Annotated in this window: 25 protein-coding genes; 9 read left to right on the plus strand and 16 right to left on the minus strand. The window is 51.2% G+C overall.

Features of this window, described 5'->3' with window-relative positions; all coding sequences use genetic code 11:
- Positions 1 to 61 precede the first annotated feature (61 nt).
- Positions 62 to 1,456 (minus strand): Do family serine endopeptidase, encoded by a 1,395-nt coding sequence (locus MJO52_RS14620; RefSeq protein ID WP_252082559.1) that lies wholly within the window; start codon positions 1,454 to 1,456, stop codon positions 62 to 64.
- A 175-nt stretch (positions 1,457 to 1,631) separates the two neighbouring features.
- On the opposite strand from MJO52_RS14620, the gene mpaA reads away from it, so the two are divergent.
- Positions 1,632 to 2,336 (plus strand): murein tripeptide amidase MpaA, encoded by a 705-nt coding sequence (mpaA, locus tag MJO52_RS14625; RefSeq protein ID WP_252082561.1) that lies wholly within the window; start codon positions 1,632 to 1,634, stop codon positions 2,334 to 2,336.
- Here mpaA and ycjG read toward each other — a convergent pair.
- From ycjG to rpoE, 5 genes are all read right to left on the minus strand, one after another.
- Positions 2,324 to 3,271: an L-Ala-D/L-Glu epimerase gene (ycjG, locus tag MJO52_RS14630; RefSeq protein WP_252082564.1), complete on the minus strand. Its 948-nt coding sequence runs from the start codon at positions 3,269 to 3,271 to the stop codon at positions 2,324 to 2,326. The two genes, mpaA and ycjG, sit on opposite strands and share 13 nt — an antisense overlap.
- A gap of 44 nt (positions 3,272 to 3,315) precedes the next feature.
- The gene (locus MJO52_RS14635) at positions 3,316 to 3,768 is read right to left on the minus strand and encodes a SoxR reducing system RseC family protein (protein ID WP_252082567.1); all 453 of its coding nucleotides are present in this window, start codon (positions 3,766 to 3,768) and stop codon (positions 3,316 to 3,318) included.
- Between the two features lie 5 nt (positions 3,769 to 3,773).
- Positions 3,774 to 4,949 carry a MucB/RseB C-terminal domain-containing protein gene (locus MJO52_RS14640; protein ID WP_252082569.1) on the minus strand — a complete coding sequence of 392 codons (1,176 nt, stop codon included), beginning with the start codon at positions 4,947 to 4,949 and terminating at the stop codon, positions 3,774 to 3,776.
- Position 4,950: 1 nt separating this feature from the next.
- On the minus strand, positions 4,951 to 5,655 hold the full coding sequence (locus MJO52_RS14645; RefSeq protein WP_252082571.1) for a sigma-E factor negative regulatory protein: 705 nt from the start codon (positions 5,653 to 5,655) through the stop codon (positions 4,951 to 4,953).
- A 117-nt stretch (positions 5,656 to 5,772) separates the two neighbouring features.
- Positions 5,773 to 6,387, minus strand: coding sequence for an RNA polymerase sigma factor RpoE (gene rpoE, locus MJO52_RS14650; RefSeq protein WP_226647383.1), 615 nt, complete (start codon positions 6,385 to 6,387; stop codon positions 5,773 to 5,775).
- Between the two features lie 178 nt (positions 6,388 to 6,565).
- On the opposite strand from rpoE, the gene nadB reads away from it, so the two are divergent.
- Positions 6,566 to 8,173, plus strand: coding sequence for an L-aspartate oxidase (nadB, locus tag MJO52_RS14655; protein ID WP_252082573.1), 1,608 nt, complete (start codon positions 6,566 to 6,568; stop codon positions 8,171 to 8,173).
- 30 nt (positions 8,174 to 8,203) lie between these two features.
- Here nadB and MJO52_RS14660 read toward each other — a convergent pair whose 3' ends face one another.
- Positions 8,204 to 8,656 carry a protein YgfX gene (locus tag MJO52_RS14660; protein WP_353505438.1) on the minus strand — a complete coding sequence of 151 codons (453 nt, stop codon included), beginning with the start codon at positions 8,654 to 8,656 and terminating at the stop codon, positions 8,204 to 8,206.
- Positions 8,631 to 8,876 (minus strand): succinate dehydrogenase assembly factor 2, encoded by a 246-nt coding sequence (locus MJO52_RS14665; protein WP_252082577.1) that lies wholly within the window; start codon positions 8,874 to 8,876, stop codon positions 8,631 to 8,633. The genes MJO52_RS14660 and MJO52_RS14665 overlap by 26 nt, the downstream gene beginning before the upstream one ends.
- 114 nt (positions 8,877 to 8,990) lie before the next feature.
- Here MJO52_RS14665 and ygfZ point away from each other — a divergent pair, with 114 nt between their 5' ends.
- The 3 genes from ygfZ to MJO52_RS14680 all read left to right on the plus strand — a co-directional run bounded on the left by ygfZ (position 8,991) and on the right by MJO52_RS14680 (position 11,733).
- Positions 8,991 to 10,031 carry a CAF17-like 4Fe-4S cluster assembly/insertion protein YgfZ gene (ygfZ, locus tag MJO52_RS14670; RefSeq protein WP_252082579.1) on the plus strand — a complete coding sequence of 347 codons (1,041 nt, stop codon included), beginning with the start codon at positions 8,991 to 8,993 and terminating at the stop codon, positions 10,029 to 10,031.
- Between the two features lie 333 nt (positions 10,032 to 10,364).
- Positions 10,365 to 10,922 (plus strand): hypothetical protein, encoded by a 558-nt coding sequence (locus tag MJO52_RS14675; protein WP_252082581.1) that lies wholly within the window; start codon positions 10,365 to 10,367, stop codon positions 10,920 to 10,922.
- A 247-nt stretch (positions 10,923 to 11,169) separates the two neighbouring features.
- Entirely contained in the window at positions 11,170 to 11,733 is a 564-nt protein-coding gene (locus MJO52_RS14680) for a hypothetical protein (protein ID WP_252082583.1), read from the plus strand.
- A 178-nt stretch (positions 11,734 to 11,911) separates the two neighbouring features.
- Here the strand turns inward: MJO52_RS14680 and MJO52_RS14685 are convergent, their stop codons facing one another.
- Positions 11,912 to 12,649 (minus strand): SDR family oxidoreductase, encoded by a 738-nt coding sequence (locus MJO52_RS14685; protein ID WP_252082584.1) that lies wholly within the window; start codon positions 12,647 to 12,649, stop codon positions 11,912 to 11,914.
- Between the two features lie 84 nt (positions 12,650 to 12,733).
- Here MJO52_RS14685 and MJO52_RS14690 point away from each other — a divergent pair, with 84 nt between their 5' ends.
- Positions 12,734 to 13,654, plus strand: coding sequence for a LysR family transcriptional regulator (locus MJO52_RS14690; protein ID WP_252082588.1), 921 nt, complete (start codon positions 12,734 to 12,736; stop codon positions 13,652 to 13,654).
- 258 nt (positions 13,655 to 13,912) lie between these two features.
- Here the strand turns inward: MJO52_RS14690 and MJO52_RS14695 are convergent, their stop codons facing one another.
- From MJO52_RS14695 to MJO52_RS14725, 7 genes are all read right to left on the minus strand, one after another.
- Positions 13,913 to 14,722 carry a hypothetical protein gene (locus MJO52_RS14695; RefSeq protein WP_252082590.1) on the minus strand — a complete coding sequence of 270 codons (810 nt, stop codon included), beginning with the start codon at positions 14,720 to 14,722 and terminating at the stop codon, positions 13,913 to 13,915.
- A 338-nt stretch (positions 14,723 to 15,060) separates the two neighbouring features.
- Entirely contained in the window at positions 15,061 to 15,783 is a 723-nt protein-coding gene (ung, locus tag MJO52_RS14700) for a uracil-DNA glycosylase (RefSeq protein WP_252082592.1), read from the minus strand.
- A gap of 2 nt (positions 15,784 to 15,785) precedes the next feature.
- On the minus strand, positions 15,786 to 16,376 hold the full coding sequence (locus tag MJO52_RS14705) for a uracil-DNA glycosylase family protein (protein ID WP_252082594.1): 591 nt from the start codon (positions 16,374 to 16,376) through the stop codon (positions 15,786 to 15,788).
- Positions 16,377 to 17,312 carry an SdiA-regulated domain-containing protein gene (locus MJO52_RS14710; protein WP_252082596.1) on the minus strand — a complete coding sequence of 312 codons (936 nt, stop codon included), beginning with the start codon at positions 17,310 to 17,312 and terminating at the stop codon, positions 16,377 to 16,379.
- A 342-nt stretch (positions 17,313 to 17,654) separates the two neighbouring features.
- The gene (locus tag MJO52_RS14715; RefSeq protein ID WP_252082597.1) at positions 17,655 to 18,590 is read right to left on the minus strand and encodes an esterase-like activity of phytase family protein; all 936 of its coding nucleotides are present in this window, start codon (positions 18,588 to 18,590) and stop codon (positions 17,655 to 17,657) included.
- Positions 18,591 to 18,601: 11 nt separating this feature from the next.
- Positions 18,602 to 19,084 carry a YajQ family cyclic di-GMP-binding protein gene (locus MJO52_RS14720; protein WP_252082598.1) on the minus strand — a complete coding sequence of 161 codons (483 nt, stop codon included), beginning with the start codon at positions 19,082 to 19,084 and terminating at the stop codon, positions 18,602 to 18,604.
- A gap of 14 nt (positions 19,085 to 19,098) precedes the next feature.
- On the minus strand, positions 19,099 to 19,635 hold the full coding sequence (locus MJO52_RS14725; protein ID WP_252082600.1) for a YaeQ family protein: 537 nt from the start codon (positions 19,633 to 19,635) through the stop codon (positions 19,099 to 19,101).
- 86 nt (positions 19,636 to 19,721) lie between these two features.
- Between MJO52_RS14725 and MJO52_RS14730 the strand changes: the two genes are divergently transcribed.
- Genes MJO52_RS14730 through MJO52_RS14740 form a run of 3 tightly spaced genes read left to right on the plus strand, consistent with a single transcriptional unit; the run spans position 19,722 to position 21,726 of the window.
- Positions 19,722 to 20,333 carry a LemA family protein gene (locus MJO52_RS14730; protein ID WP_252082602.1) on the plus strand — a complete coding sequence of 204 codons (612 nt, stop codon included), beginning with the start codon at positions 19,722 to 19,724 and terminating at the stop codon, positions 20,331 to 20,333.
- A gap of 20 nt (positions 20,334 to 20,353) precedes the next feature.
- Positions 20,354 to 21,115, plus strand: coding sequence for a TPM domain-containing protein (locus MJO52_RS14735; RefSeq protein WP_252082604.1), 762 nt, complete (start codon positions 20,354 to 20,356; stop codon positions 21,113 to 21,115).
- Positions 21,115 to 21,726, plus strand: coding sequence for a TPM domain-containing protein (locus tag MJO52_RS14740; RefSeq protein ID WP_252082606.1), 612 nt, complete (start codon positions 21,115 to 21,117; stop codon positions 21,724 to 21,726). The genes MJO52_RS14735 and MJO52_RS14740 overlap by 1 nt, the downstream gene beginning before the upstream one ends.
- Positions 21,727 to 21,842 lie beyond the last annotated feature (116 nt).

The following is a 21,842-nucleotide window of genomic DNA, read 5'->3' on the forward strand; positions in this document are numbered from 1 at the left end:
AGAACTCCCGAGCAGAGGTGAGAGGCAGGTGACACAATGGGCCACCATTTGCCTCTTGTACTTAGCTTTCGATCTTAATTGTGCGGAAAGTTGACTGGCCAGCTCGGAAAAAGCGGATCGGCAATAGCTCATCTTTGGGGAGGTCATCGACCACCGTTTCGTAGTCGCTGATATCGGTCACTTCCTCAAAGCCCAACTGGGCGATGATATCGCCGCTACGCAGACCCGCCTTTGCACCTGGCTTGCCGGGAATAACCTGGCGTACAAGCACGCCAGTATCTACATTCCAGCGCTGCTTCATACCCTCCGGGATTTCCTCGACAACCACACCGAGGGGGCCACCCATTCTGGATGCCGGCTGATTGGACGCCTGGCTGCGCTCTTCATCAGAACCCGGCAGGGAGCCAACAACCACTTGTAGCTTTTCGGTTCTGCCCTTGCGCATCAGCTCCACGGGCACCTCGGTGCCGGGGCGAACCTGACCTACTACATGTGGCAGGTCTCCATGTACACCAATCTTGCGACCATCAAAACGGATAATTACATCTCCAGGTTTAATACCGGCCTCAGCCGCAGGAGTACCTGGACTCACCTGCTCCACTAGCGCACCAGAAGGTTTACCGAGCCCCATGGCTTCAGCCATATCACGGTCCACATTGCGGATACCAACGCCGAGCCAGCCGCGATCCACACGGCCCTTCTCTTTCAACTGGGCAACCACATCCTGGGCCAGACTCGCTGGGATAGCGAAAGACAGGCCTATAGATCCGCCGCTACGGGTATAAATCTGGGAGTTGATCCCCACTACCCGCCCATCGAGATTAAACAACGGCCCACCGGAGTTGCCAGGGTTGATCGCTACATCGGTCTGAATGAATGGCACATAGTTTTCGCGACTTTCATTGGGGATACTGCGCCCCATAGCACTCACGATACCGGCACTGGCGGAGTAGTCGAGGCCGAATGGCGAGCCGATCGCGACCACCCATTCACCCACCTGCAGCTCCTCTGAGTCCCCCCAGCGCACTGCCGACAGGTCATCGGCTTCGATCTTGAGCAGGGCAAGATCCGAGCGCTCATCGGTGCCTATCACCTTCGCCTCGTATTCGCGGCGATCGGTTAGCGTAACTCTCACCTCATCTGCACCATCGACCACATGGTTGTTGGTCACGATATAACCATCTTCAGAAATGATGAAACCTGAGCCCATGCTGGCCACTGGGCGCTGACGACGGCGTGGCTCGATCAGGTGACGGAAAATATCGGGGATTTCCTGCTGATACTGCGGCGAGTTGTTGCCGCGAGCCACTCGGCTGCGATCCACCGTGTTGATCTTAACCACCGCAGGAGAGTTTTCCTCTATCAATTCGGTAAGTTCTGGCAGTCCGCGCGCACTAGCAGCGCCGGAAGCCAAGAGACAGAGTACCAAGAGATATTGTGTACAGCGTTTAACCATAGGTTTGTTACCCCTAGTGTTCCCTTCTAATATGAAACCATTGGAATTTGAATCCCTTCCAGGGCATGCCTCGACGGAATGGCTCCGGCCCCTTTAGGGACATTCAGTAACGATTTAGTGGCTGTATAGCCACGAAAGTTCTGCCGCCTAATGTAAATCTGTGTAAAGGCCAGCGATGTCCAAACTGCGCCCACGCCCACAGCGAGGCCAATTCCACCTCCCCAAAGAACTGTACGGATACAGTGCCCTGGGCGCACCACTTTTTTATTTTCCCGCTCAATCCGGCCACAAACCGGGCCTGGTGATGGCCGGCACCCACGGCGATGAAGTCGCAGCAGTGGTAGCACTCTCTTGTGCACTGCGCTCACTGGCGACGAACCAGCTCAAACACCATGTGATACTGGCGGTAAATCCCGATGGTTGCCAGTTGGGTACCCGCTGCAATGCAAACGGCGTAGACCTGAACCGCAACTTTGCCACAGAGAACTGGGACGGCGGCGGCAATGTTTACCGCTGGAATAGCACAGCAGATGCCCGCGATGTCCAACTCGGTACCGGCAACAGGCCCGCCTCTGAGAGTGAAACCTCCGCGTTATCCCAGTTGATTACTAAACTGGCGCCCCCTTGGACGGTATCCATCCACGAACCCCTGGGCTGCGTGGAAGACCCCGACAAAACTACACTGGGAGCCTGGTTGGCCGAAGGTATGCAGCTGCCACTGGTCGAACAGCTAGGCTACCAAACACCGGGTTCTTTCGGTACCTGGTGCGCCGAGCGCGCCCTGCCCTGTATCACCGTGGAGTTTCCACCAATCTCCGCTGATGCAGCCAGTGAAGAATATCTGGATATACTGATCGACCTGATTACTTACGACCAATAAACCCTGCCAGCAGTAAAGCGCAGTGGGGGCTCGGCATCTCTCGCCAGCCAGGTAGGGCCATCCAAATCCAGGTAGCGCGCCTTTGACCCCAGAGGCCAAGCCGCACGTATTGCTCGCGAGGTACACAACATACAACCGAGCATCAGCTCAAAACCCTGCGCAGAAGCCTCCTTCGCCAGAGCCTCAGCCTCACGAATCCCCCCGGTCTTATCGAGCTTAATATTGACCATCTCATAGCGCCCCTTCAGGCGCGGCAGGTCAGCTCGGGTATGGCAGCTCTCATCGGCACAGATAGGAAGTGGATGGGGAAATGTGGAGAGAAATTTATCGTCGTCCGCAGGCAAGGGTTGCTCCAGCATGGCAACCCCCAACTCCGCCAACTGCTGACAGCGTTCGATCAGAGTGATGCTCTGCCAGGCTTCATTGGCATCAATCACCAACTGGGCACTGGGCGCAGCGGCACGTACGGCCGCCACCCGCTCACAGACCAGGTGATCATCCAGCTTGAGCTTTAACACTTGCACTCCATGGGATACCGCATTGTCCGCGGCCATAGCCATGGCCTCCGGGCTATCGATCACCAAAGTCTGTACGGTGGGCAGGGAATCGGGACCGGCAAAGGGCACATTATTGTACTTCGCCTCCCAGTCAGCCAGCGCGCAGTCGAGGGCATTGCGCGCGGCACCAGCGGGCAATCGCGACGCCAAAGCACTCCGCTTCAAACCGGCAGCCAGCTCGGAAAGCAAGGGTTCCAGCTGCTGCACAACCGATTCAGGGCTTTCGCCATAGCGGGCATAAGGGGTGCACTCTCCAATACCCACGCGGCCTTCCAGCTTTACCTCTACAACGACGACTTCTGCTTCAGTGCGAGCTCCGCGGGAGATAACAAAGGCCGTGCGCAGGGGCCAGCGCTCTATATAGCAGCGGGCCAACATGGAAAGACTCCGATTAAACCTTGGAGTTATCAGTTTAGGTTCTGTTATGAATGCCCGCTGCTGGGCTCTATGCGCAACAGCACCGGGGTAAAAGTGGGATTGGCAGCTTGGCGGCGACTGTACCAACGCACGCCGAGAGCACCGCCCAGCAGGCCCATTAGCGCGCCTATAACGGCGCCAGCCTCAGCGAAAAAATAGTCCCCCAATAGTGCGACAAGCACCAGGGAAACCAGGGGTAACAAATAAACCAGCAGGGTACTGCTGGTGAGGGCACTCTCAGTAATGCCGATTACGGCGGTATCATTCAGGGAAATTTTATCGGCCGGGTAGCCGTTAAGAACTGCTCTCACTCGCGTGGAAGAAGAAAAAAAGTCACCAAGTAGACCAGTGCCGCAGCCAGACTTGGCCTCACAACCATTGCAGGCGCTGCGCTGGATTGTTTCAACCCAGACAGCGTCGGATTCTATGGCGACAATACGGCCGCGCTCTTCAAGCACGGCACTCAGCCTTTTTCAGCAATAGAACTGGCTACTCTGCGCGCCGTGGCATCGGGGATTTCCCCAACGACAGTAACGGTATAAGCGACGCCATTGACTTCCATTCGGTCCATATAGGCCACTGTCGCACCGCGTATGGCTCGGCCTTTAAAATCCTTTAGCTCAGGTCCAAGGCGTTGCACAAACACGGTAAATACGCCTAGCCCATCACTAAAGACCATCATATCGCCATCGGAAAGGGGTTTTACCGATACCACCTTGAAACCTTCCGGCAGCCAGCGTACTTGCCAGCGACTCTGGGAGGATTCGCAGCTAGTTCGATTATCAACCCGTCGCGCATTATTGGAGACCGCCTCCAGAGCACCATCCTCTACCGGCGACAAGTCTAGCTGTACAAACTGGTAGCGCTCCAACACTCGGCCCTGGGTGCTCACCAACATAGTTTTAAGGGGCAGGCCGGTTTCCCGGTCTAAGCTGACCACCAGCCCGAGCCGGTAGCGATCCCGCGGCCTGGCCTCGATAACTACTGCATCGCGATCGGCAATACGCTCCTCGCCACGCAAAATAAACTGGTAGGCGCGCTGAACTTGCTGCTGTCCCACCGCATTCCATAGGGTAGCCCGAGCACTGGGCGAAACACCGTAGTCACAATTGCTGCTGCTACCGTGGCTAATCAATTCTCGCGGCTCGCCACTGAGGTAGCGCACACGCTCTACCTGTTCTCCGTCGCGGACCGCGTGTACCACCTGCAGGGTTTCAAGCATGCCGGCGTGCTCAAAGGTGACCAGCCCGCTGTATTCCAGCTCGGCAACCGCCTTGGCAAGCTTGGCCAGCCACTGCTCTACCTCATTACCGGCAACCGCTACCGACACAGCACCAGGACTGGCCAGAGCTTCTGCAGAGAGCACTGTGGGGTCGACAGCCGGAGGCTCCGAGTTGGCGGTAGTCAGGGCATCCTGTTCACTGCTCGGGTTTGTCACCTCAGCAGCAGAAGCTGCCGCCTGGGTGCTGGCCATATCGAGGTTTACGATACTCGGCGCACTGGGTTGGATAGCATTATCGGTGCTGGCTGTCTCCTGAGCGATCGCCAGTGGCGCCAGCAGTGAGGTGGCCAGTAAGAGGTTACTGGCCCTGCGAATTCCAATACGGATAAGACTCCCCCTGAAAACGGCTTTCGTCACGCTACATACCAACTTGTTCGCCGTAGGTCGCGCGGGCAAAAGGCACCATGCCCTGGCTGCCGACATGCGCGGCCTGTTCTGAGTGTTGCATCATTACGCGGTTCAGATGGCGCATCAGCTCCGGCGTAGGCACCTGCTGAATCACCTGCTGGCCAACCACACCGCGCTGCTCGGGTACAAAGCTCGGAGTGGCTGTGCTCACTGAGCGAGTAGATGGTGCCGGCACATAAAAACCGGACGGCTGCGGGGCAGATTGCACTACCGGCTGTGCCGGGCGCTCAACCTCCGCCATCAATTCCACACCCTGGCCCTGCACTGGGCTCTGCTGTGTATCGGTAATCTGTTGAACCCCAAGAATTGCAGCAAATGCTACAGTGGCCGCTACCGCACCGCGTGAAAGCGGACGCCACCAACGGTTATTGATCAACCCATTGGCCGCCACGGCACCACCACTCCCCGTTTGCGACAAGGGCTCTTCGAGATCAATTGCCGCAGAGATGTTCGCAGCGAGACTGCTGTTCACAGGGGCAACCTGTTCGCGGCGCATTACACTCGCCGCAAGTTGGTAGCGTGACCAGCGCTCACCCAACTCTTCAGAAGCCGAAGAGGCTTTTAACAGCCGCTGCAACTCCAACTCGCTGACTTCGCCATCCATAAGCGCCGAGAGCGACTCGTTGAGACGTTCCTGATGATTCCCGTGGGACATAGGGGTTAACCCTCTTGTGCAATCATTTATTCGGTGCCCACACGCACCATAGTTGGTATGAGATAAGACCGGGCTCTCGGCGGTTGGTTTCCCCAGTTGGGAAAATTTTCCGCAATTTTAACCCCGGTCACCCAGTGTTTCCGGCTCACCGGCCATCACGGCCTGGACTGTCCGGTCAATAGCTTCCCGTGCACGAAAAATTCTCGAACGCACTGTGCCTACCGGGCATCCCATCACCTCGGCGATCTCCTCATAGCTCAGTCCCTCAAGCTCTCTCAGCGTAACCGCTGAACGCAGATCCTCTGGCAGTGCGCGAATGGCGCGATGCACCGCAGATTCAAGCTGGTCACGAAACATCTGGTTCTCAGGTGTTTCGTTATCCCGCAACAGATCGGCGCCGGAGTAGAACTCGGCATCCTCAAGATCCACATCGGAAGACGGGGGTCTGCGGCTACGGGAAACCAAATGATTTTTAGCGGTATTAATCGCAATCCGGTACATCCATGTGTAAAAAGCGCTGTCGCCACGGAAATTGGCGAGCGCCCTATAGGCCTTAATAAAAGCCTCCTGAGTGACATCCTGTACCTCACTGTGGTCCTTGATAAATCTGCTGACCACAGCAACAATTTTGTGTTGATACTTGAGTACTAACAGGTCAAAAGCGCGTTTATCTCCCTTTTGAACCCGCTCCACCAGCTCACGGTCACTCGTTGACGCCTGATGCGCTGTCATCCCCAACTCCCATATCCAGCCACACTGCGGGCACCACAACGATTTAATGAGGGGCTGCCGGCGCAGGCGTTTCTTTTACTGTGTTGAAGACACTGACAATAGGACATAAGTTCCACGTCAAATCGACGAATAATCAGGAGGCGCTATACTACGCGACCCATAAAGATAAATGAAATCTATGAATGCCCCGGTAAACTACGACGTTCTCGTCATCGGCAGCGGCGCCGCTGGTCTCACCCTGGCCCTGCATCTCTCCGCCAAATACCGCGTAGCCTTGCTTTCCAAGCAGCGTCTGCAGGACGGTTCCACCTGGTTCGCCCAGGGGGGCATCGCGGCAGTGTTAGACGATATGGATTCGGTGGAGTCACATATTGCAGACACATTAGACGCGGGTGCCGGACTCTGCCACCCATCGTCTGTCCGCTTCACGGTAGAAGAGAGCACCGCAGCCATTCGCTGGCTGATTGACCAAGGCGTGAGTTTCACCCGCGAGGGCGAGGACTACCACCTGACAAAAGAAGGTGGGCACAGCCATCGCCGTATCATTCACAGCGCCGACGCCACAGGCAAAGCCGTACATAGCACCTTGCTGGTGAAAGTACTCAACAGCCCCAATATTGACTGCTTTGAGCATCACGTCGCTATTGATTTAATACGCCAACCGGACCCCGAGAAAGGGCGTTTTCGCTGTGCTGGCGCCTATGTGCTGAATAAAAATACTGAAGAAGTCGAGCTATTGCAGGCCAAGGCGGTGATCCTCGCCACCGGTGGTGCCAGCAAGGCCTATCTGTATACCAGTAATCCAGATGGTGCCAGCGGCGACGGCATTGCCATGGCTTGGCGCGCCGGCTGCCGGGTGGCCAATATGGAATTCAACCAATTCCACCCCACCTGCCTCTACCACCCCAAGGCTAAAGCCCTGCTGGTTACAGAGGCCCTACGCGGCGAGGGAGCACAGTTGAAACTGCCCGATGGCAGCCGTTTTATGGAACGCTTTGATAAGCGCGGTGAACTAGCACCCAGGGACATCGTCGCCCGTGCCATTGACCATGAAATGAAACGCCTTGGTGCCGACTGCCTCTATTTGGATATCTCCCACAAAGATTCCACCTTTGTACGTGAGCACTTCCCCACCGTGTATAGCAACTGCCTGAAATATGGCATAGATATCACCAAAGAGCCCATCCCGGTGGTGCCTGCCGCCCACTATACCTGCGGTGGAATTATGGTAGATAAACACGGTTGCACCGACCTGGACCAACTCTATGCCATCGGGGAAACCACTTTTACCGGCCTTCATGGCGCCAATCGCCTGGCTAGTAACTCCCTATTGGAATGCCTGGTATACGCCCGTTCTGCGGCCTTACACATCGACGAACATCTTGACTCGGTGCAAGCACCGCGCAAGGCGCCGGAGTGGGACGCCTCGCGAGTTACGGACTCCGATGAAGACGTTGTGATATCCCACAACTGGGATGAGCTGCGGCGCTTTATGTGGGACTACGTGGGAATCGTGCGCACCCGCAAGCGCCTTCTGCGCGCTCAGCACAGAGTAAAACTCCTGCAGCGGGAAATTCGCGAGTTTTATGCCAATTACCGCATCACGAATGATCTAGTGGAACTACGCAACCTGGCCTTGGTTTCCGATTTGATCATCCGCTCGGCTCTGGACCGCCGCGAGAGTCGGGGCCTGCACTACTCTCTCGATTACCCAGATCTCAGAGAGCTGGCCATGGATACGGTGCTGGTACCGGAAAACTACGCCAATCAAAGGCAATTTATCTGAACACAGGGGTATGGGTGGGCAGAGCCCGCCCTAGCGCGAATAGCGCAAAGCCACCTGCAATCTGCGCCAGTCGTCCCGATTGAGCGCGTCCCGCGCCAAAACCAAGCAAAGAGAGGCGCCCATCTGATCACGCCCACGGATTACCAGCAACCACTGCCACACTACCAGCTCACCACAAAACTCAAATTCTCGTTCCACTCCACTTTCAGTACGCCAAAACCAGCGACGGTCTCGGGTTGATAAGATTCCGCTCATCCGCTCCAGACGACGCTTTTCGACAAAGGCATAGAGGCACACAAGCAGCACTGCCGACCAGAAAAGCCAGGAAGGGAAGTCACTCAACCACAACAGCATTACCGCCTGCCCTGTGGCAAGTAATAAAAAGAGAAGAAGGAGAGGCGATCGCGCAACCACGCAGCTCAAGCGTGCGCTGCGCTCAAAAATTTGAGGCGGCGGTCTACTGCTGTAAACCGGTGTTGTCACGGATGATCTGTACTATGCGCAATAGCTCCGGGTCGGCCGGATCTTCACGGCGCATGAACCAGGCAAACAGATCCTGGTCCTGCTCGTCCATCAGTCGCACATAACGCTGTTGATCTTCGGGCTCCAGGGTCTCGTAGATATTGTCCAGAAACGGCAGCAGCACCAGATCTAACTCCAACATGCCGCGGCGGCTGGCCCAAAACAGGCGGTTGCGATCCATACTTCATTTCCAACCAGATTAAAGTGCGCAGTATACCTGCTAGCTGAGCAAACTTGAAAAGGGGCGCTGTAATCCCCAATTAATGCCACCAAGACAACCGGAGGTGGCAACACTATGGACCAGCAACAGTGGCAGGATTTTCTCAGTAGCGAAGGCGCCATTTGGGAAGGCGGCAGAGCCCACTTCCCCCTTACCAGCAATGATGACCGCCAGGGCTTACATCTTATCGACCTCGGCCCCGTGGGCGCCGTTTCAGTAGTAGGCCCCGATAGTCAGAAGTTTCTGCAAGGCCAGCTCACTTGCGACCTTATAAATCTACCCGACGGGCACAGCATACTGGGTGCTCACTGCAACCCCAAGGGACGCATGATCAGTGCCTTTAGTGCCCTAAAGCTCTCCCAGAGCGAATTTATACTCCGCCTACCCCGCAGTCTCGCCCCAATCGCCCAGCAGGCGCTGGCGAAGTACGCCGTATTTTTCAAGGCGGAACTTAGCGACATCAGCGATAACTCCCATTGGCTAGGCCTACAGGGAGAGGGTGTTGCGGAGCGGGCGGCACAACTACTGGGCTTCGAGGCCCCTTCTCCAGGCCAGGTAGTGACTTTCAATTTCAGTGGCGAGCGCTGTATCGCCCAATCGGTCAATGAGTTCCAATTGGCTCTGCTTAGCCCCAGCGATAAAACACAACAACTCTGGCAAAAACTCTCTCCCCATAGTGAAGCCACAGGCTACGACCAGTGGCAAAAGGGGCAGATCGAAGCCGGCATCCCCCAGGTTGATGCCACCACTTCTGAGATGTTTATCCCACAGATGACTAACCTGCACCTTCTTGGCGGTGTGAGCTTTAAAAAGGGATGTTATACCGGCCAGGAAGTTGTTGCCCGCATGCAGTTCCGTGGCGCCGCCAAGCGTCGCCTATACCGTGCAAAATGTGAGGGTGGTGATCTTCCAGCCAGTGGACTGGAAATTTTTGCCGACGGACAACAAAGCATCGGCAATCTGGTTGAAGCCTGCCACAGCGAAGAAGGCATAGAATTGCTCGCCGTACTAACAATCGCCAAAATTGCCGCCGGCGAAACCTTAAAGTTGAAAGATGGCCGCACCCTGGAGATTCAGGATTTACCCTACGATGCTGATGCCGACCCCTTAGCATAAGGGTAATTAACCGGCTGATTCACTTTTGGCAGATAGACCGGCATACAGTTCATACCGGTCTCAAGCGGGAAATACCTTCCCATTCGGTCTTTAGGCAATGTTTACAACCATTGCCTCCATAGACCTGACAATCCACTCAGATATTTGGCAAAATACTCACAAAGTAATATCCCCCATCGCCGCTTTCACATTCAGGCCACTAATTAATAAGCGCTTTTCTAATACGACATGTAACTTTTACACCAAAATAATTACAGCTATTTCCACAAAAATAATTTGCCTTTTTTCCGCTAATCTTATTGTGCTATACCCAAAACTTACACAGGCAAAGGGATGACTCCACTGAAAGAAATGAGCCAGATTATCGTTACTCTTGAATCCTGTGTTGTACTGGCAGGTTTCGCGGCAATCGTAGGCACCCTTCAGCCAAAAAAAACCAGGAGGATCACCAAGGGAAGAATTGTCTCCCTCGCCATGATAATTTATATCAGTCTAGTTAATGCTCTCCTCGCCGCTTTCACCCTCATACTTGCAAACTTTGGCATTAGTGATCAAACCTTATGGTCTGCAAGCAGCTTTGCCATGAGTTTGGCTACCGCTTTCTCTATTACTTATTTATGGATAAAAAAGCGCCTTAGGACAGTTTCCAAAATATCGAAAATTATTTACTTTGCGCTCTTTGGAGGCGCTGGGTGCATGGTAATTATCAACCTCTTAAATGCCTTTGGACTTGGCTTTAACAGAGAATATGGACCCTACTTCCTATCATTTGTTTTTAATTTGTTTATTGTTGGTTATGCCTTCACTAGACTGCTTATGCGACCTCTTTGGGCAGTAGTAATAGAAAACGAACAACAACATGCAAGAAAGAGTCAAGCCGGTACAAGGTAGCCCGACCAAAACAGATAAGAATCACACCCGACTCTCAAGGGCATATAAATTGCCCTAAACAACCAAACGTACTTCATCCACCGAGAAGTACCTACCTTACCAAGAGCCCTCAATAGAAAATTTCGGCATGCAACAGAAACGAATGAAACCCTATAAAGTCTGCAAGCCACTAAAAAACATAAACTATCCTTTACACACCGATAACCCCCTCACAACATAACATCTCTGCCCAGGGCGCCAGCGGAAGATGGATACACTGCCGGGACAAATTGAACAACTGCTACATATTATCGAAGTCTCCATTATCCTGGCAGGTTTTGCAGCTATGGTTGCAACTTTTCAGTCAAGAAAAATGGAAAGTATCTCCAGAGGGCATGTCGTCTCTCTCGCCATGATTGTCTATATCAGCTTGTGTAGCGCCTTACTCTCCGCTTTTTCACTTACGCTTTTAAATTTTCATGTCGAGGCTAAGCATGTCTGGTCTATCAGCAGCAGCCTCATGGGAATAGCCACCATGGGGTTTATTGCTTACCTGTGGAAGAAAAGACATTTCAAGTTTGTCTCCCCCATAATGAAATTCACCTACTACGGACTTTTTGGCATAGCTTCTTCCATTGTCATCATAAGCACTCTAAATGCAGCCGGGATAGTTTTTGAAAGAGAGTTTGGGCCGTATTTTCTTGCTTACATATGTAATTTGTTTTTTGTCGGCTTTGCCTTTGCCAGGCTCTTAATGCGGCCTTTATGGAAGTCCGTTGAAAAGAAAGAAGCCAGCCGGCCTCATATCGAGCGTGCAAGGAGACGCCGTTAACCACACAGGAAAGCCTCTGGATAATTCATGAAAAATTATTTTTTAGTAAATCCAAGACCTCAAGAAACCTGCTTCACAGTAAAATCAACAGTCACTCAAATAACCGAAGACCCCATACCTATTTTTCAAACAATAGATACGGGGTCCCTGAAAACTACCCAGCTGTAACTTCAACTATTTACCAGGGCTGTTCTTCACCAAGGTGAATAAATTGACCGTTAGGACCGTCACTATCAATCAAGGCAAGCTCCACAACAGTTCTCGCCCCTTCGGTCACATCCATTGGCGCCGCGCTGGTACCCAAATCGGTTTTAACCCAACCTGGGTGTGCGCTGTTTACCTTAATACCAGTATCTGCAAGACTTTGGCTCAAAGAAACTGTAAACATATTAAGCGCAGCCTTTGACGCATTGTAGGCGAAGGGCTTCACTGCACTCCAACTAGAGTTCTGGTCAGCATTCACAGCTAAAGAACCCAGAATACTACTCACATTCACGATACGGCCAGCTTTACTCTTCTTTAGCACTGGCAGAAGATCTTGCGTTAGACCAATTTGAGCGAATACGTTAATGCTAAAAGTGGTGTTCAGATCCTCCTGCGAAACTGTTTCACTATTGTTCTGGCCCCACTCCCCCTCAACGATAACACCGGCATTATTCACCAGAATATCCAGCCGACCATATTGCTCCGCAATCTTTTGAGCAGCTCGTGCCCTATCTTCAGCTTTGGTAATATCCAGCTCAATAATATCAATTGGTGCCACCTCACCATTCCAAGTAGCTTGAACGGCCTCTAATTTCGCTTTATCTCGACCAGACAGGATTACTTTGACTCCCTGGTTAGAAAGCTGCTTGGCAGCCTCAAGACCAATTCCTCGATTTGAACCGGTGATCAATGCAATTCGATCGTTAGACATGGTAAATCTCCTGTGAGTTAGGTTGCTTCAAACACAGGAGCATTCTATTATTCGAAAAAATAGAAACAATTGTATAAAAAGAAAATGAATGTTCGCGAATTGGAAACAATCAGCCTTAGAACTTTATCTGTTTTTGTCCATGTCTGTAGGACATTAAACCTATCGCTGGCTGCAGATCAGCTAGAACTCCCTAAGTCAACGGTTAGTAAGGAGGTTTCAAGACTGGAGTCCCACCTGAAAGCCAAACTATTGGATCGTACCACCCGGCGTGTTGCACTGACAGAAGTGGGGGCTATTGCCTATGACCGGGCTCTGCATTTGATAGAAGACTTTAAAACCATGCAAAATGATGTGCTGGTAATGGATCAGCAGGTCCAAGGCTTATTGCGAATCTCAGCCCCGCCAGCCCTGGGTGAATTTCTCTCCAAGAGAGTTTTACCCACTTTTTTGAAGCGCTGGCCAAAAATTACCGTCTCCCTAAACCTCACTTACGACTTTGAAGACCTCTTCTCCCAAGGCATTGACCTCGCGTTTCGTGTTGGCGACATACATGATGAGCGACTGATTTCCAGAAAGCTTGGCAGTTCAACGCGAATTCTCGTAGCCAGCCCTGAATATCTCACCACACAGGGAAAACCACAGCAGCCCAGCGACCTAATAAGCCATAACTGCCTGAGATTTCAATTTAACCCTGGAGATACCGAGTGGGCGCTAACCTCTAAACAATCGACAATGACTTTACCCGTTAATGGGAATTTCTTTTGTGCTAATATTTCAGCCCTGAAAAATGCGGCAGTCAATGGGCTGGGAATTGCGCAATTACCAATCAACAATATTATGGAAGAGTTAGGCAAAGGCTCACTCGTTAATATTCTTCCAGACTGGCATGTTCCACCAATGGACATTCATGCCGTTTACCGCCAGGGACTCAATAAACCCAAGAAACTCGCTGCATTGTTAGACTTTCTTAAAGAGGAAAAAAATTTATTTAATTGGAGTATCTAGCGGCATGAAGGGAATCCTATACGGTCAACCATCAATCGCCCCTCACCTGTATCGCCACCAGAGTATTCCCTAAGAGTATTTGGGCTGAATTTTTAACCTTATCTCAAATAACATCACAACAACAAAGCCCTCAAAGGGCTCCGCCCAAAATCATAATCCCAATAGGCAAAATTCTTTGCATTTAGAGCCTCTCAGGAAAACACCCAGAAAGCCTACTCTTCTAACAACAAGCATCGAAATCAACTAAATACCAAGCTCTTAGATTTGACAGGAAGACTCTATTCTTCTCACTTTTTCCACAGAAGGAAACCCTGTTACCATCCCCCTTACGGTAGACTTTGTGACAGCAAACAGAGACTTGTTTAACTTGAGGCTTTCAGCCAACTCTGGCAGATGCGTCCCTTTGCCGCACAAAGCTTGAATTGCCGAATAAGTCCCATGTGACCATATCCCAAAAACCAAGCATATAAAACTGTCTTTATGGTAGGGGTTTTTCGAAAAAAATATAAACCCATAATCTTCTGTAATTGAATCTCCCAAAACACTCGACTTATAAACACTATCATCAATCTCATCAATCGCATAGCGGCCTAAAAAATCCATTTTGAACTTTTCATCTATTTTTCTAGTTAGCAATAAATCACGGCTCACAACATTTATAGCGGGCCCACCGACACAGATAAAGGTCTTGTGATCATCTACAAAATTATGAGAATCATGAAAAATCACTTTTCTTTTCGGATACACCCTCTCAATCCGATCCTTTAACAACTGTATTCCAAGAGACTCATCGTAGGGCATAAACAACACATTATCAGGAATTCGACTTTGTGTTCTAGTAATCTCGGAAAACAGTGTTCTTTGCTTTATCAAAGGAAGCACCACGTGAATGTCAGAGTCAGAATCACCAAAGAATTTATCCCACAGAGCCTTATAATCTTTTGCATCAAATTTTTTCTTTAAAACTGCCCCAGAGCCAATAAAAGTTGCAGTAAGAAAGGCCTCTACAAATGGAGCAGAAAGGAGTTCTAGAATAGAATCGGCTAAATCGGTCAACAATAGCAGCACTTGTACTTCCCCCAATAAAGTAGTCAGGTGTCGCAAAAAAAATCAAACGGCACTAGCCCTGTAAAAGGGATTAACCCCTCATAAGATCCAATCAAACAACCGTGGAATTTTGAACTAGAACCATTATAGACAGCTTGTAAAAAAGCAGAAAACACCCACCGGTGCGAGAGAACCTTTCAGGCACTTAAATACACCAGCACCAAGACTTTACTAGGAATAACCTTAAACACTTATAAATATTGCTCAGATTAATTGACCTAATACGCCCAGCCTACATTTAACCATCGTAAGCTGGGTTTTTATTTTTAAAATTGATTTTTATCGAAGGGGGGCAGCTATTAGACTTCTACAGCAACTCTTTTTAACTGATTTTCTTCTGGCAGGGCCCATTCAATGGGCTTTTCACCCCGCTGCTGCAACCAATGGTTAGCTTGAGAGAACGGCTTAGTGCCAAAAAAACCGCGGTGCGCTGAGAGAGGGGATGGATGAGGGGCGCGTAGTACCAAGTGCTTATTGCGGTCAATAAAACCGCCTTTCTTCTGTGCGTAACTACCCCAGAGTATAAACACTAGGCCTTCACGCTGCTCCGCCAGCTTATGGATAGCGGCATCGGTAAACTGCTCCCAACCGCGCCCCTGATGGGCACCAGCTTTACTGTCCTCTACAGTGAGGGTGGCATTGAGTAGCAGCACTCCTTGTTCTGCCCAGGGTTGTAGGCAGCCGTGGTGCGCTGGAAGTATCCCCATATCAGAGTGCAATTCTTTGTAAATATTTTGTAACGATGGCGGGATTCGTACGCCGGGCATCACAGAAAAGCATAAACCGTGCGCCTGGCCTATCCCGTGATAGGGGTCCTGCCCCAAAATCACCACTTTCACCTGATCAAATGGGGTGGAGTTGAAAGCGTTAAAGATCTGCCCACCGGGTGGATAGATGCGCTTACCAGCCTCTTTTTCTCCCCGCAGAAACTGACGTAATTCCGCCATATAAGGCTTCTTGAACTCCTCGCTCAATACATCGTACCAGGAGGGGTGAATCTTAACTTTTTCCGGAACCGGCATTATCAAACCTTCAGAATCTTTTTTACGTACTTTTGCAACTCGGGCACCACAGCCTCTTCAAACCAAGGTCTTCGCCGCAGCCAAAGTGTGTTGCGCGGGCTCGGGTGGGGCAAAGGGAAATACCCTGCGGGCAGGGCATCGCGGTAATGGCGCACATTCTCTGTAATATTGCCATACCAATGCGGCAGGTAGTGTCGCTGGGCGTATTGTCCCACCAACAGCGTGAGTTGCAAGTGAGGTAGCTGTGGCAGCAAGCGCTTATGCCAGGTGACAGCACACTCCGAGCGCGGTGGCAAATCACCTCCTTTACCTCGCCCCGGATAACAGAAGCCCATGGGAATAATGGCAATCTGGGATTCATCGTAAAAGATATCCCTATCGATCGACAGCCACTCGCGCAGACGATCACCAGAGGGGTCATTCCATGGGATACTGGTGGCATGAACCTTAGTTCCCGGCGCCTGACCAATGATCAACAAACGAGCAGATTCTGCCGCTCGCAGCACCGGATTGGCTCCCAGTGGCAGGTGCTCCTCACATAGGCGACAAGCGCGTATCTCCTCCAATAAGGTTGGTAACTTCTCGACGACCACCTATTGCGCCCCTTCGGGATAGGCTAGATGTAACAGAAGCGCCCTACGATCTTGAGGGTCATGTATACGGCTGATATTGTCGTTGTCAAACACTATATAAATGCCCGTATCACCCACTGCCAGCCCATCGCCTTTGCCCCCAGTGCGGGATACTTCATAGCCCAATTCAGAGGAGTTCTCTTGCTCCCAATAATCCAAGCACCACTGCGCCTTCAAGCTAGGTAATTCTCTCCGACATACCGCAGACGCATTGGGCTCCAGAGTAAACAGCGCGCCATCATAATAGGACAAACCCGCCAGGTTTTCTGATTGCCCGCGAAAATTAAGCCCCTCTACAGCCGGCGGTGTAAAAATTTGCACTCCCCCCTTAGGGCCAAGCTTAACTAAAGCACGGGGATCGCGCTCTAGCACCATCCAAAAATCATCGCCAACTTTCTGTAAGCCTACGCCTGAGAGGTTGTACCCCTGCATATAGCCCTGAGCCTTAGCTGTGGTCGACCACATATTTTCCAGCCAACGTCCCTGCCCCTGCATATCAACTTCGGCAATGCGGTTGTAGCGTTCGCTCAACAAATACAAATTATTATCTACACAGCTGATGGCTTCAAAATCCATTGCCGCTGCCGGCCGGGTGAGATCCAATAAAAAGTACCATACGTTTGTCGGCCGATCTTTCTTTGGAACACTCAAACCAGAGAGCGTGACAAAGGGTTCCAGCTTGGCGTGAACACCCTTTAAAACGATCTGATAAACTTTCTCTGACTTTTTATCTGAGATAGTAACAAGTCTGCCATCACAAAAACTTAAACCAGAGAGGCTCAACCCTGCACTGGCATTTACCCAATAATGCTGTACTTTTTTAGCGGGAATAATGTCAGCAGCCATCGCTGAAGGCACCAACAAACTGATAAAGAAAAATAAAATTCGCTTGATCACGATTTTTTCAATCCATCGAGAAATGAATAAACCAAAAGGGTAATTAGTGATTTGGCGCATTTAATTCACCGTTTACCTTTCAGAGAAATGGAAAAGTCTCTCTCCATGAAGCCGCTGCCAACATACTCTAGATCGCTAATCACTAGGAAATAGCATAGCCACCATAATACCCATCGACAATTTTTGCGCTACAAGGAGGATAATACGATACCCAATTTAGGAGGCAGACTAAACTCAAGCCAAAAGTTGGCAAATAAAAGGAGTGGAAATGAAAAGAGTTCGACGCCGAGCGCAATAAACGTGACGCCGAAATGTATCGGCATAGTGTCAACAGAGCCGCAATTAATTTGCCATTTCCGGCATTGCAAGGTGTAGCAGTAACGCGCGCTTATCTTCAGGCTCTTGCGCACGGCCAACATTATTATTGTCCAGCACTACAAAAATGCCCTTCTCGCCCACAGCCAATCCCTCACCTTTTCCATAGTGGGCTTCCTCATAAACACGCTCTGGAGACTCTTCAAGCGAGCGATAATCCAGACACCACTCCGCCCGTAGACTGGGCAATACTCTGCGACAAACTGCGTGCGCATTGCGCTCCAAGGTATAGAGGGCGCCGTTAAAGAAGTCCAGGCCGGCTAAATCCTCAGAGCGATCAGCAAAATTTAAACCCTCTACCTGTGGCAAAGTGAATGCGCTGGCTTCTCCATCTGAATCCAGCTTCAACAGGCCCCTTGGCTCACGCTCCATCGCCACCCAGAAAGTATCGCCAGCTTTTACCAGGCCCTCACTGGAAGCGTTGCTCTTTTGTAAGAAACCTTGAGATTTGGCTTCACCCGACCAGATATGCTCTTGCCAGCGTGCATTCCCCTCTGGGTCCACCACGGCAATGCGATTGTAATGCTCACTGACCAGAAAGATCTGATTCTCATCACAACTAACGCCCTCAAAGTCCAGATCTTCTGCGGGGCGGAAAAACGCTTTAAAGCTCTCCCAGACATTAACCGGCTCGTCACGTTCCGGCACTCCTAGACCACTCAAACGCAAAAAGGACACCAGATCGGCGGAACCTTCGCTGAGCTCTAATGAGTAAACCTCTCCAGAATTCTTATCGGAAACTGCCAGCAACTTGCCAGCACAAAAGCTTAGGCCAGAAATATCCAGACCTTCGCTATTATCCACCCAATAGCCGGCTTGCAGCTTGGCGGGAGAAATCTCCACTGCCGCCAGCAAGGGGGAGAACAGCACGATAGCAATGCCAGAGAGATAATTTTTGATCACTGTGTAACCATTTAATCGCGGAAGTTATTAAATTGCAGTGGCTGCTCCAGTTCCTTACCACGAAGTAAGGCAATTACCTGTTGCAGATCATCGCGCTTTTTCCCGGTAACCCGCACCTGTTCACCCTGAATAGCCGCTTGCACCTTGAGCTTTTCATCTTTGATCAGCTTAACGATTTTTTTTGACAATTCTTTGTCCAGGCCATTCTTTAGGGTCACTCCCACTTTAACCAGCTTACCAGACTGCTCTTTTTCACCTACATCCATCGCCAGCGGATCGATATCACACTTAATCAGGGCACCGCGCAGCATATCCACCATTTGGTCTACTTGCATATCCACCTCGGCACGCACTACCAGAGAGAAATCGCTCATCTCCACTTCCGCATCCACGCCTTTAAAGTCAAAGCGATTGGTAACAGTGCGGTTTACCTGATCCACTGCGTTAGTCAGCTGGTGCTTGTCTACTTCAGATACAATGTCAAAAGAAGGCATTAAATTCTCGGCTCCTATTTCCAGATTTGCGGAGTAATCTCCGTATTGTGATCGTTATCGGCCAACCAAATATGGCCGTCTTGAATGGTGATACTGAAATCCATATTGCGCTCAACCATCTGTGCCAATTGCTCAGTCGTGTCCGCAGCGAGATTGTAAATTCTAAGGTTGTCAAAACGTTCGAGCTGATTCTCCAGCTTTTGCCACCAGATCGGTGCGGCACGACGCCCGTAACTGTATACCAAAACCCGCCCGGCACGGTTACAGGCCTTGCGCAAGCGCTCCTCAGCTGGAAGACCCACTTCTATCCATAGGTCGATTTCTCCACTGAGGCTCTTTTGCCATAAATCCGCCTCCTCATCAGATGAGAGGCCTCGGGTAAACTCCAATAAATCGGATGCATTGTGTGCAAACGCCAATAAGCGCACCATCATACGCTCATCTGTTTCTGAAGGGTGGCGCGCCAAGGTCAGCTGGTGTTCCGCGTAGTAGTCACGGTCCATATCGGCTATTTGCACCTTGGCTTTGAAAATTGTTGCTTTTAGTGCCATTTCGGCTCCATCTCTACGCCACCTTCAGCACTACAACTGAGGCGGACTATTCTTGGTTGGTTTACGGAAGAATAAGGATATTCCGCATGACCTCTGCTACCGGCAACAGCCTGCCAATTTGGCGCTGCACCATGCTGTGTCTGATGGCAAGTCTCATCAGTGGCTGCGGCGTAAACAATATCCCCACCTATGACGAACAGGTAAAAGCCGCCTGGGCTCAGGTGGAAAACCAGTACCAGCGTCGCTCAGACCTAGTGCCTAACCTGGTGAAAACCGTTCAAGCCTATGCCGGGCATGAGCGGGAAACTCTTCAGGCCGTAACCGAGGCGCGCGCCAAGGTGAACTCACTTCAGCTGGACAGCAACCTACTCAACGATCCGGCCAAATTACAACAGTTCGAAGCCGCACAGGCACAACTCTCCAGCGCCTTGTCACGGCTGCTGCTTGTGGTCGAGCGCTACCCCAACCTCAAGGCCAATCAAAACTTTCTCAGCTTGCAATCCCAGTTAGAAGGCACCGAAAACCGCATCAGCGTCTCGCGCCGGGATTATATCCAGGCAGTGCAGCGCTACAACCGTGAGATTCGCACTTTTCCCGGTCGTATTTGGCACGCCCTCCTATATCGAGATATGTCTTTGAGGGAGACCTTCCAGGCGACCAGCGAAGAGGCCGAGAAGGCTCCGGAAGTCAATTTCTAGTAGGCCGCCGGGAAACCCTTATGACACGCTCCCTTCTGACCTTGTTGACGCTCATTACAGCATTACTGGCTTTGGCTCTATGGGCCGAGGTACAGCTCCCTCCTCTATCCGGGAGGGTGGTGGATAAAGCTGAGCTACTAACCGCCGAAGAGAGATACAAACTTACAGAATTGATTCAGCAATACGAATCTGAGAGCAGTAACCAACTGGTGGTGGCCACCCTCCCAGAGCTCCAGGGTATCACCATAGAGGAATACGCCAATCAACTGGCAAGAGAGTGGAAGCTGGGCCACAAGAAGAAAAACAATGGGATTCTCTTCTTGATAGCTCCCAAAGAGCGCAAGCTCCGAATTGAGGTTGGCTACGGCCTCGAAGGTGCCCTCACCGATGCGCTATCTGCCAATATTATTCAAACCAAGGTTCTGCCGGAATTCCAGAAAGGAAGTTATGCCGGTGGAATTAATGCCGGCGTGAACTCAATTATTGCCGCCACCAAGAACGAATATGTGGCCGAACCGATCGAGACCAAGGAGGGCCGACGCCTGGCCTTTGTAGTTGGGCTATTTCTCTTACTGGTAATGCTGCATCTGTTTGGTAGCTCGGTCCTCAGCTCACCAATTCATGGGCGTAATTATAAACGCGGTCGCTTTGGCGGCTACTATGGTAGCGGAGGCTTTGGCGCGGGGCACCCTAGAGGAGGCTTACCCGGGACTGGTACAGGCGGTGGATTTAGTGGAGGAGGTGGCGGATTTGGCGGAGGAGGTGCTTCGGGAGGATGGTAATGCTTAGTAATAGCTATCAACGCCAGGTGGCGGAGGCCATCAAAGAAGTGGAGACCCAAACCGACGCGGAGTTGGTAGCTATTGTCGCGCGGGAAGCCGATAATTATTTGTATATCTCCACCCTTTGGGCTGCCTTCTTGACCCTGCTGTTATCGCCACTATTCCAATTCCTACCCTGGTGGCTCAGCTTTCAGCAAGCCTTTCTGCTACAGTGGGTTCTCTTTATCGCGCTGGCAGTACTGTTTCGCTGGCGGCCGATAACCATGCGCCTTGTACCCAAAAAGATCAAATACTGGCGCGCCTCTAACCTAGCCCGCCGTCAATTTCTTGAACAAGAGCTGCATAGCACCAAAGATCGACTGGGTCTGTTGATTTTTATTTGCGAAGCGGAGCACTATGTAGAAATTCTGGCAGATCGCGGCTTGGCTCAGCATGTATCCAACGACAACTGGCAGGTTATTATCGAGCAATTTGTACGGGAAATTAAGCGCGGTAAGGCTGGGGAAGCACTGTTACTCTGTATTTCCCAATGTGGAGACTTATTAAAAGATGCAGCCCCCTGTAGTGCTGTGAAAGATGAGTTGCCCAACCACCTGATTCTAATTAACTAACCTAATTTACTGCCCTACTTACCCTTCAGGCGTGATTTTAACGCCACAATACTTCTATACCTACGCTTTAACAACTCCTTCTACTAAGCTGCTGTAAAGGAGCAATAATCCCCATG

The organism is Microbulbifer variabilis (genome assembly GCF_023716485.1).
Lineage (GTDB): Bacteria > Pseudomonadota > Gammaproteobacteria > Pseudomonadales > Cellvibrionaceae > Microbulbifer > Microbulbifer variabilis_B.

Excerpts from the sequence above, each read along its gene's own strand:
- MJO52_RS14735 (WP_252082604.1), top strand. The coding sequence starts at position 20,354 with ATGACACGCTCCCTTCTGACCTTGTTGACGCTCATTACAGCATTACTG.
- ycjG (WP_252082564.1), bottom strand. The coding sequence starts at position 3,271 with ATGTTGGCCCGCTGCTATATAGAGCGCTGGCCCCTGCGCACGGCCTTT.
- mpaA (WP_252082561.1), top strand. The coding sequence starts at position 1,632 with ATGTCCAAACTGCGCCCACGCCCACAGCGAGGCCAATTCCACCTCCCC.
- MJO52_RS14725 (WP_252082600.1), bottom strand. The coding sequence starts at position 19,635 with ATGGCACTAAAAGCAACAATTTTCAAAGCCAAGGTGCAAATAGCCGAT.
- MJO52_RS14675 (WP_252082581.1), top strand. The coding sequence starts at position 10,365 with ATGACTCCACTGAAAGAAATGAGCCAGATTATCGTTACTCTTGAATCC.
- ygfZ (WP_252082579.1), top strand. The coding sequence starts at position 8,991 with ATGGACCAGCAACAGTGGCAGGATTTTCTCAGTAGCGAAGGCGCCATT.
- MJO52_RS14685 (WP_252082584.1), bottom strand. The coding sequence starts at position 12,649 with ATGTCTAACGATCGAATTGCATTGATCACCGGTTCAAATCGAGGAATT.
- rpoE (WP_226647383.1), bottom strand. The coding sequence starts at position 6,387 with ATGACAGCGCATCAGGCGTCAACGAGTGACCGTGAGCTGGTGGAGCGG.
- MJO52_RS14690 (WP_252082588.1), top strand. The coding sequence starts at position 12,734 with ATGAATGTTCGCGAATTGGAAACAATCAGCCTTAGAACTTTATCTGTT.
- MJO52_RS14720 (WP_252082598.1), bottom strand. The coding sequence starts at position 19,084 with ATGCCTTCTTTTGACATTGTATCTGAAGTAGACAAGCACCAGCTGACT.
- MJO52_RS14620 (WP_252082559.1), bottom strand. The coding sequence starts at position 1,456 with ATGGTTAAACGCTGTACACAATATCTCTTGGTACTCTGTCTCTTGGCT.
- ung (WP_252082592.1), bottom strand. The coding sequence starts at position 15,783 with ATGCCGGTTCCGGAAAAAGTTAAGATTCACCCCTCCTGGTACGATGTA.
- MJO52_RS14645 (WP_252082571.1), bottom strand. The coding sequence starts at position 5,655 with ATGTCCCACGGGAATCATCAGGAACGTCTCAACGAGTCGCTCTCGGCG.
- MJO52_RS14730 (WP_252082602.1), top strand. The coding sequence starts at position 19,722 with ATGACCTCTGCTACCGGCAACAGCCTGCCAATTTGGCGCTGCACCATG.
- nadB (WP_252082573.1), top strand. The coding sequence starts at position 6,566 with ATGAATGCCCCGGTAAACTACGACGTTCTCGTCATCGGCAGCGGCGCC.
- MJO52_RS14665 (WP_252082577.1), bottom strand. The coding sequence starts at position 8,876 with ATGGATCGCAACCGCCTGTTTTGGGCCAGCCGCCGCGGCATGTTGGAG.
- MJO52_RS14680 (WP_252082583.1), top strand. The coding sequence starts at position 11,170 with ATGGATACACTGCCGGGACAAATTGAACAACTGCTACATATTATCGAA.
- MJO52_RS14740 (WP_252082606.1), top strand. The coding sequence starts at position 21,115 with ATGCTTAGTAATAGCTATCAACGCCAGGTGGCGGAGGCCATCAAAGAA.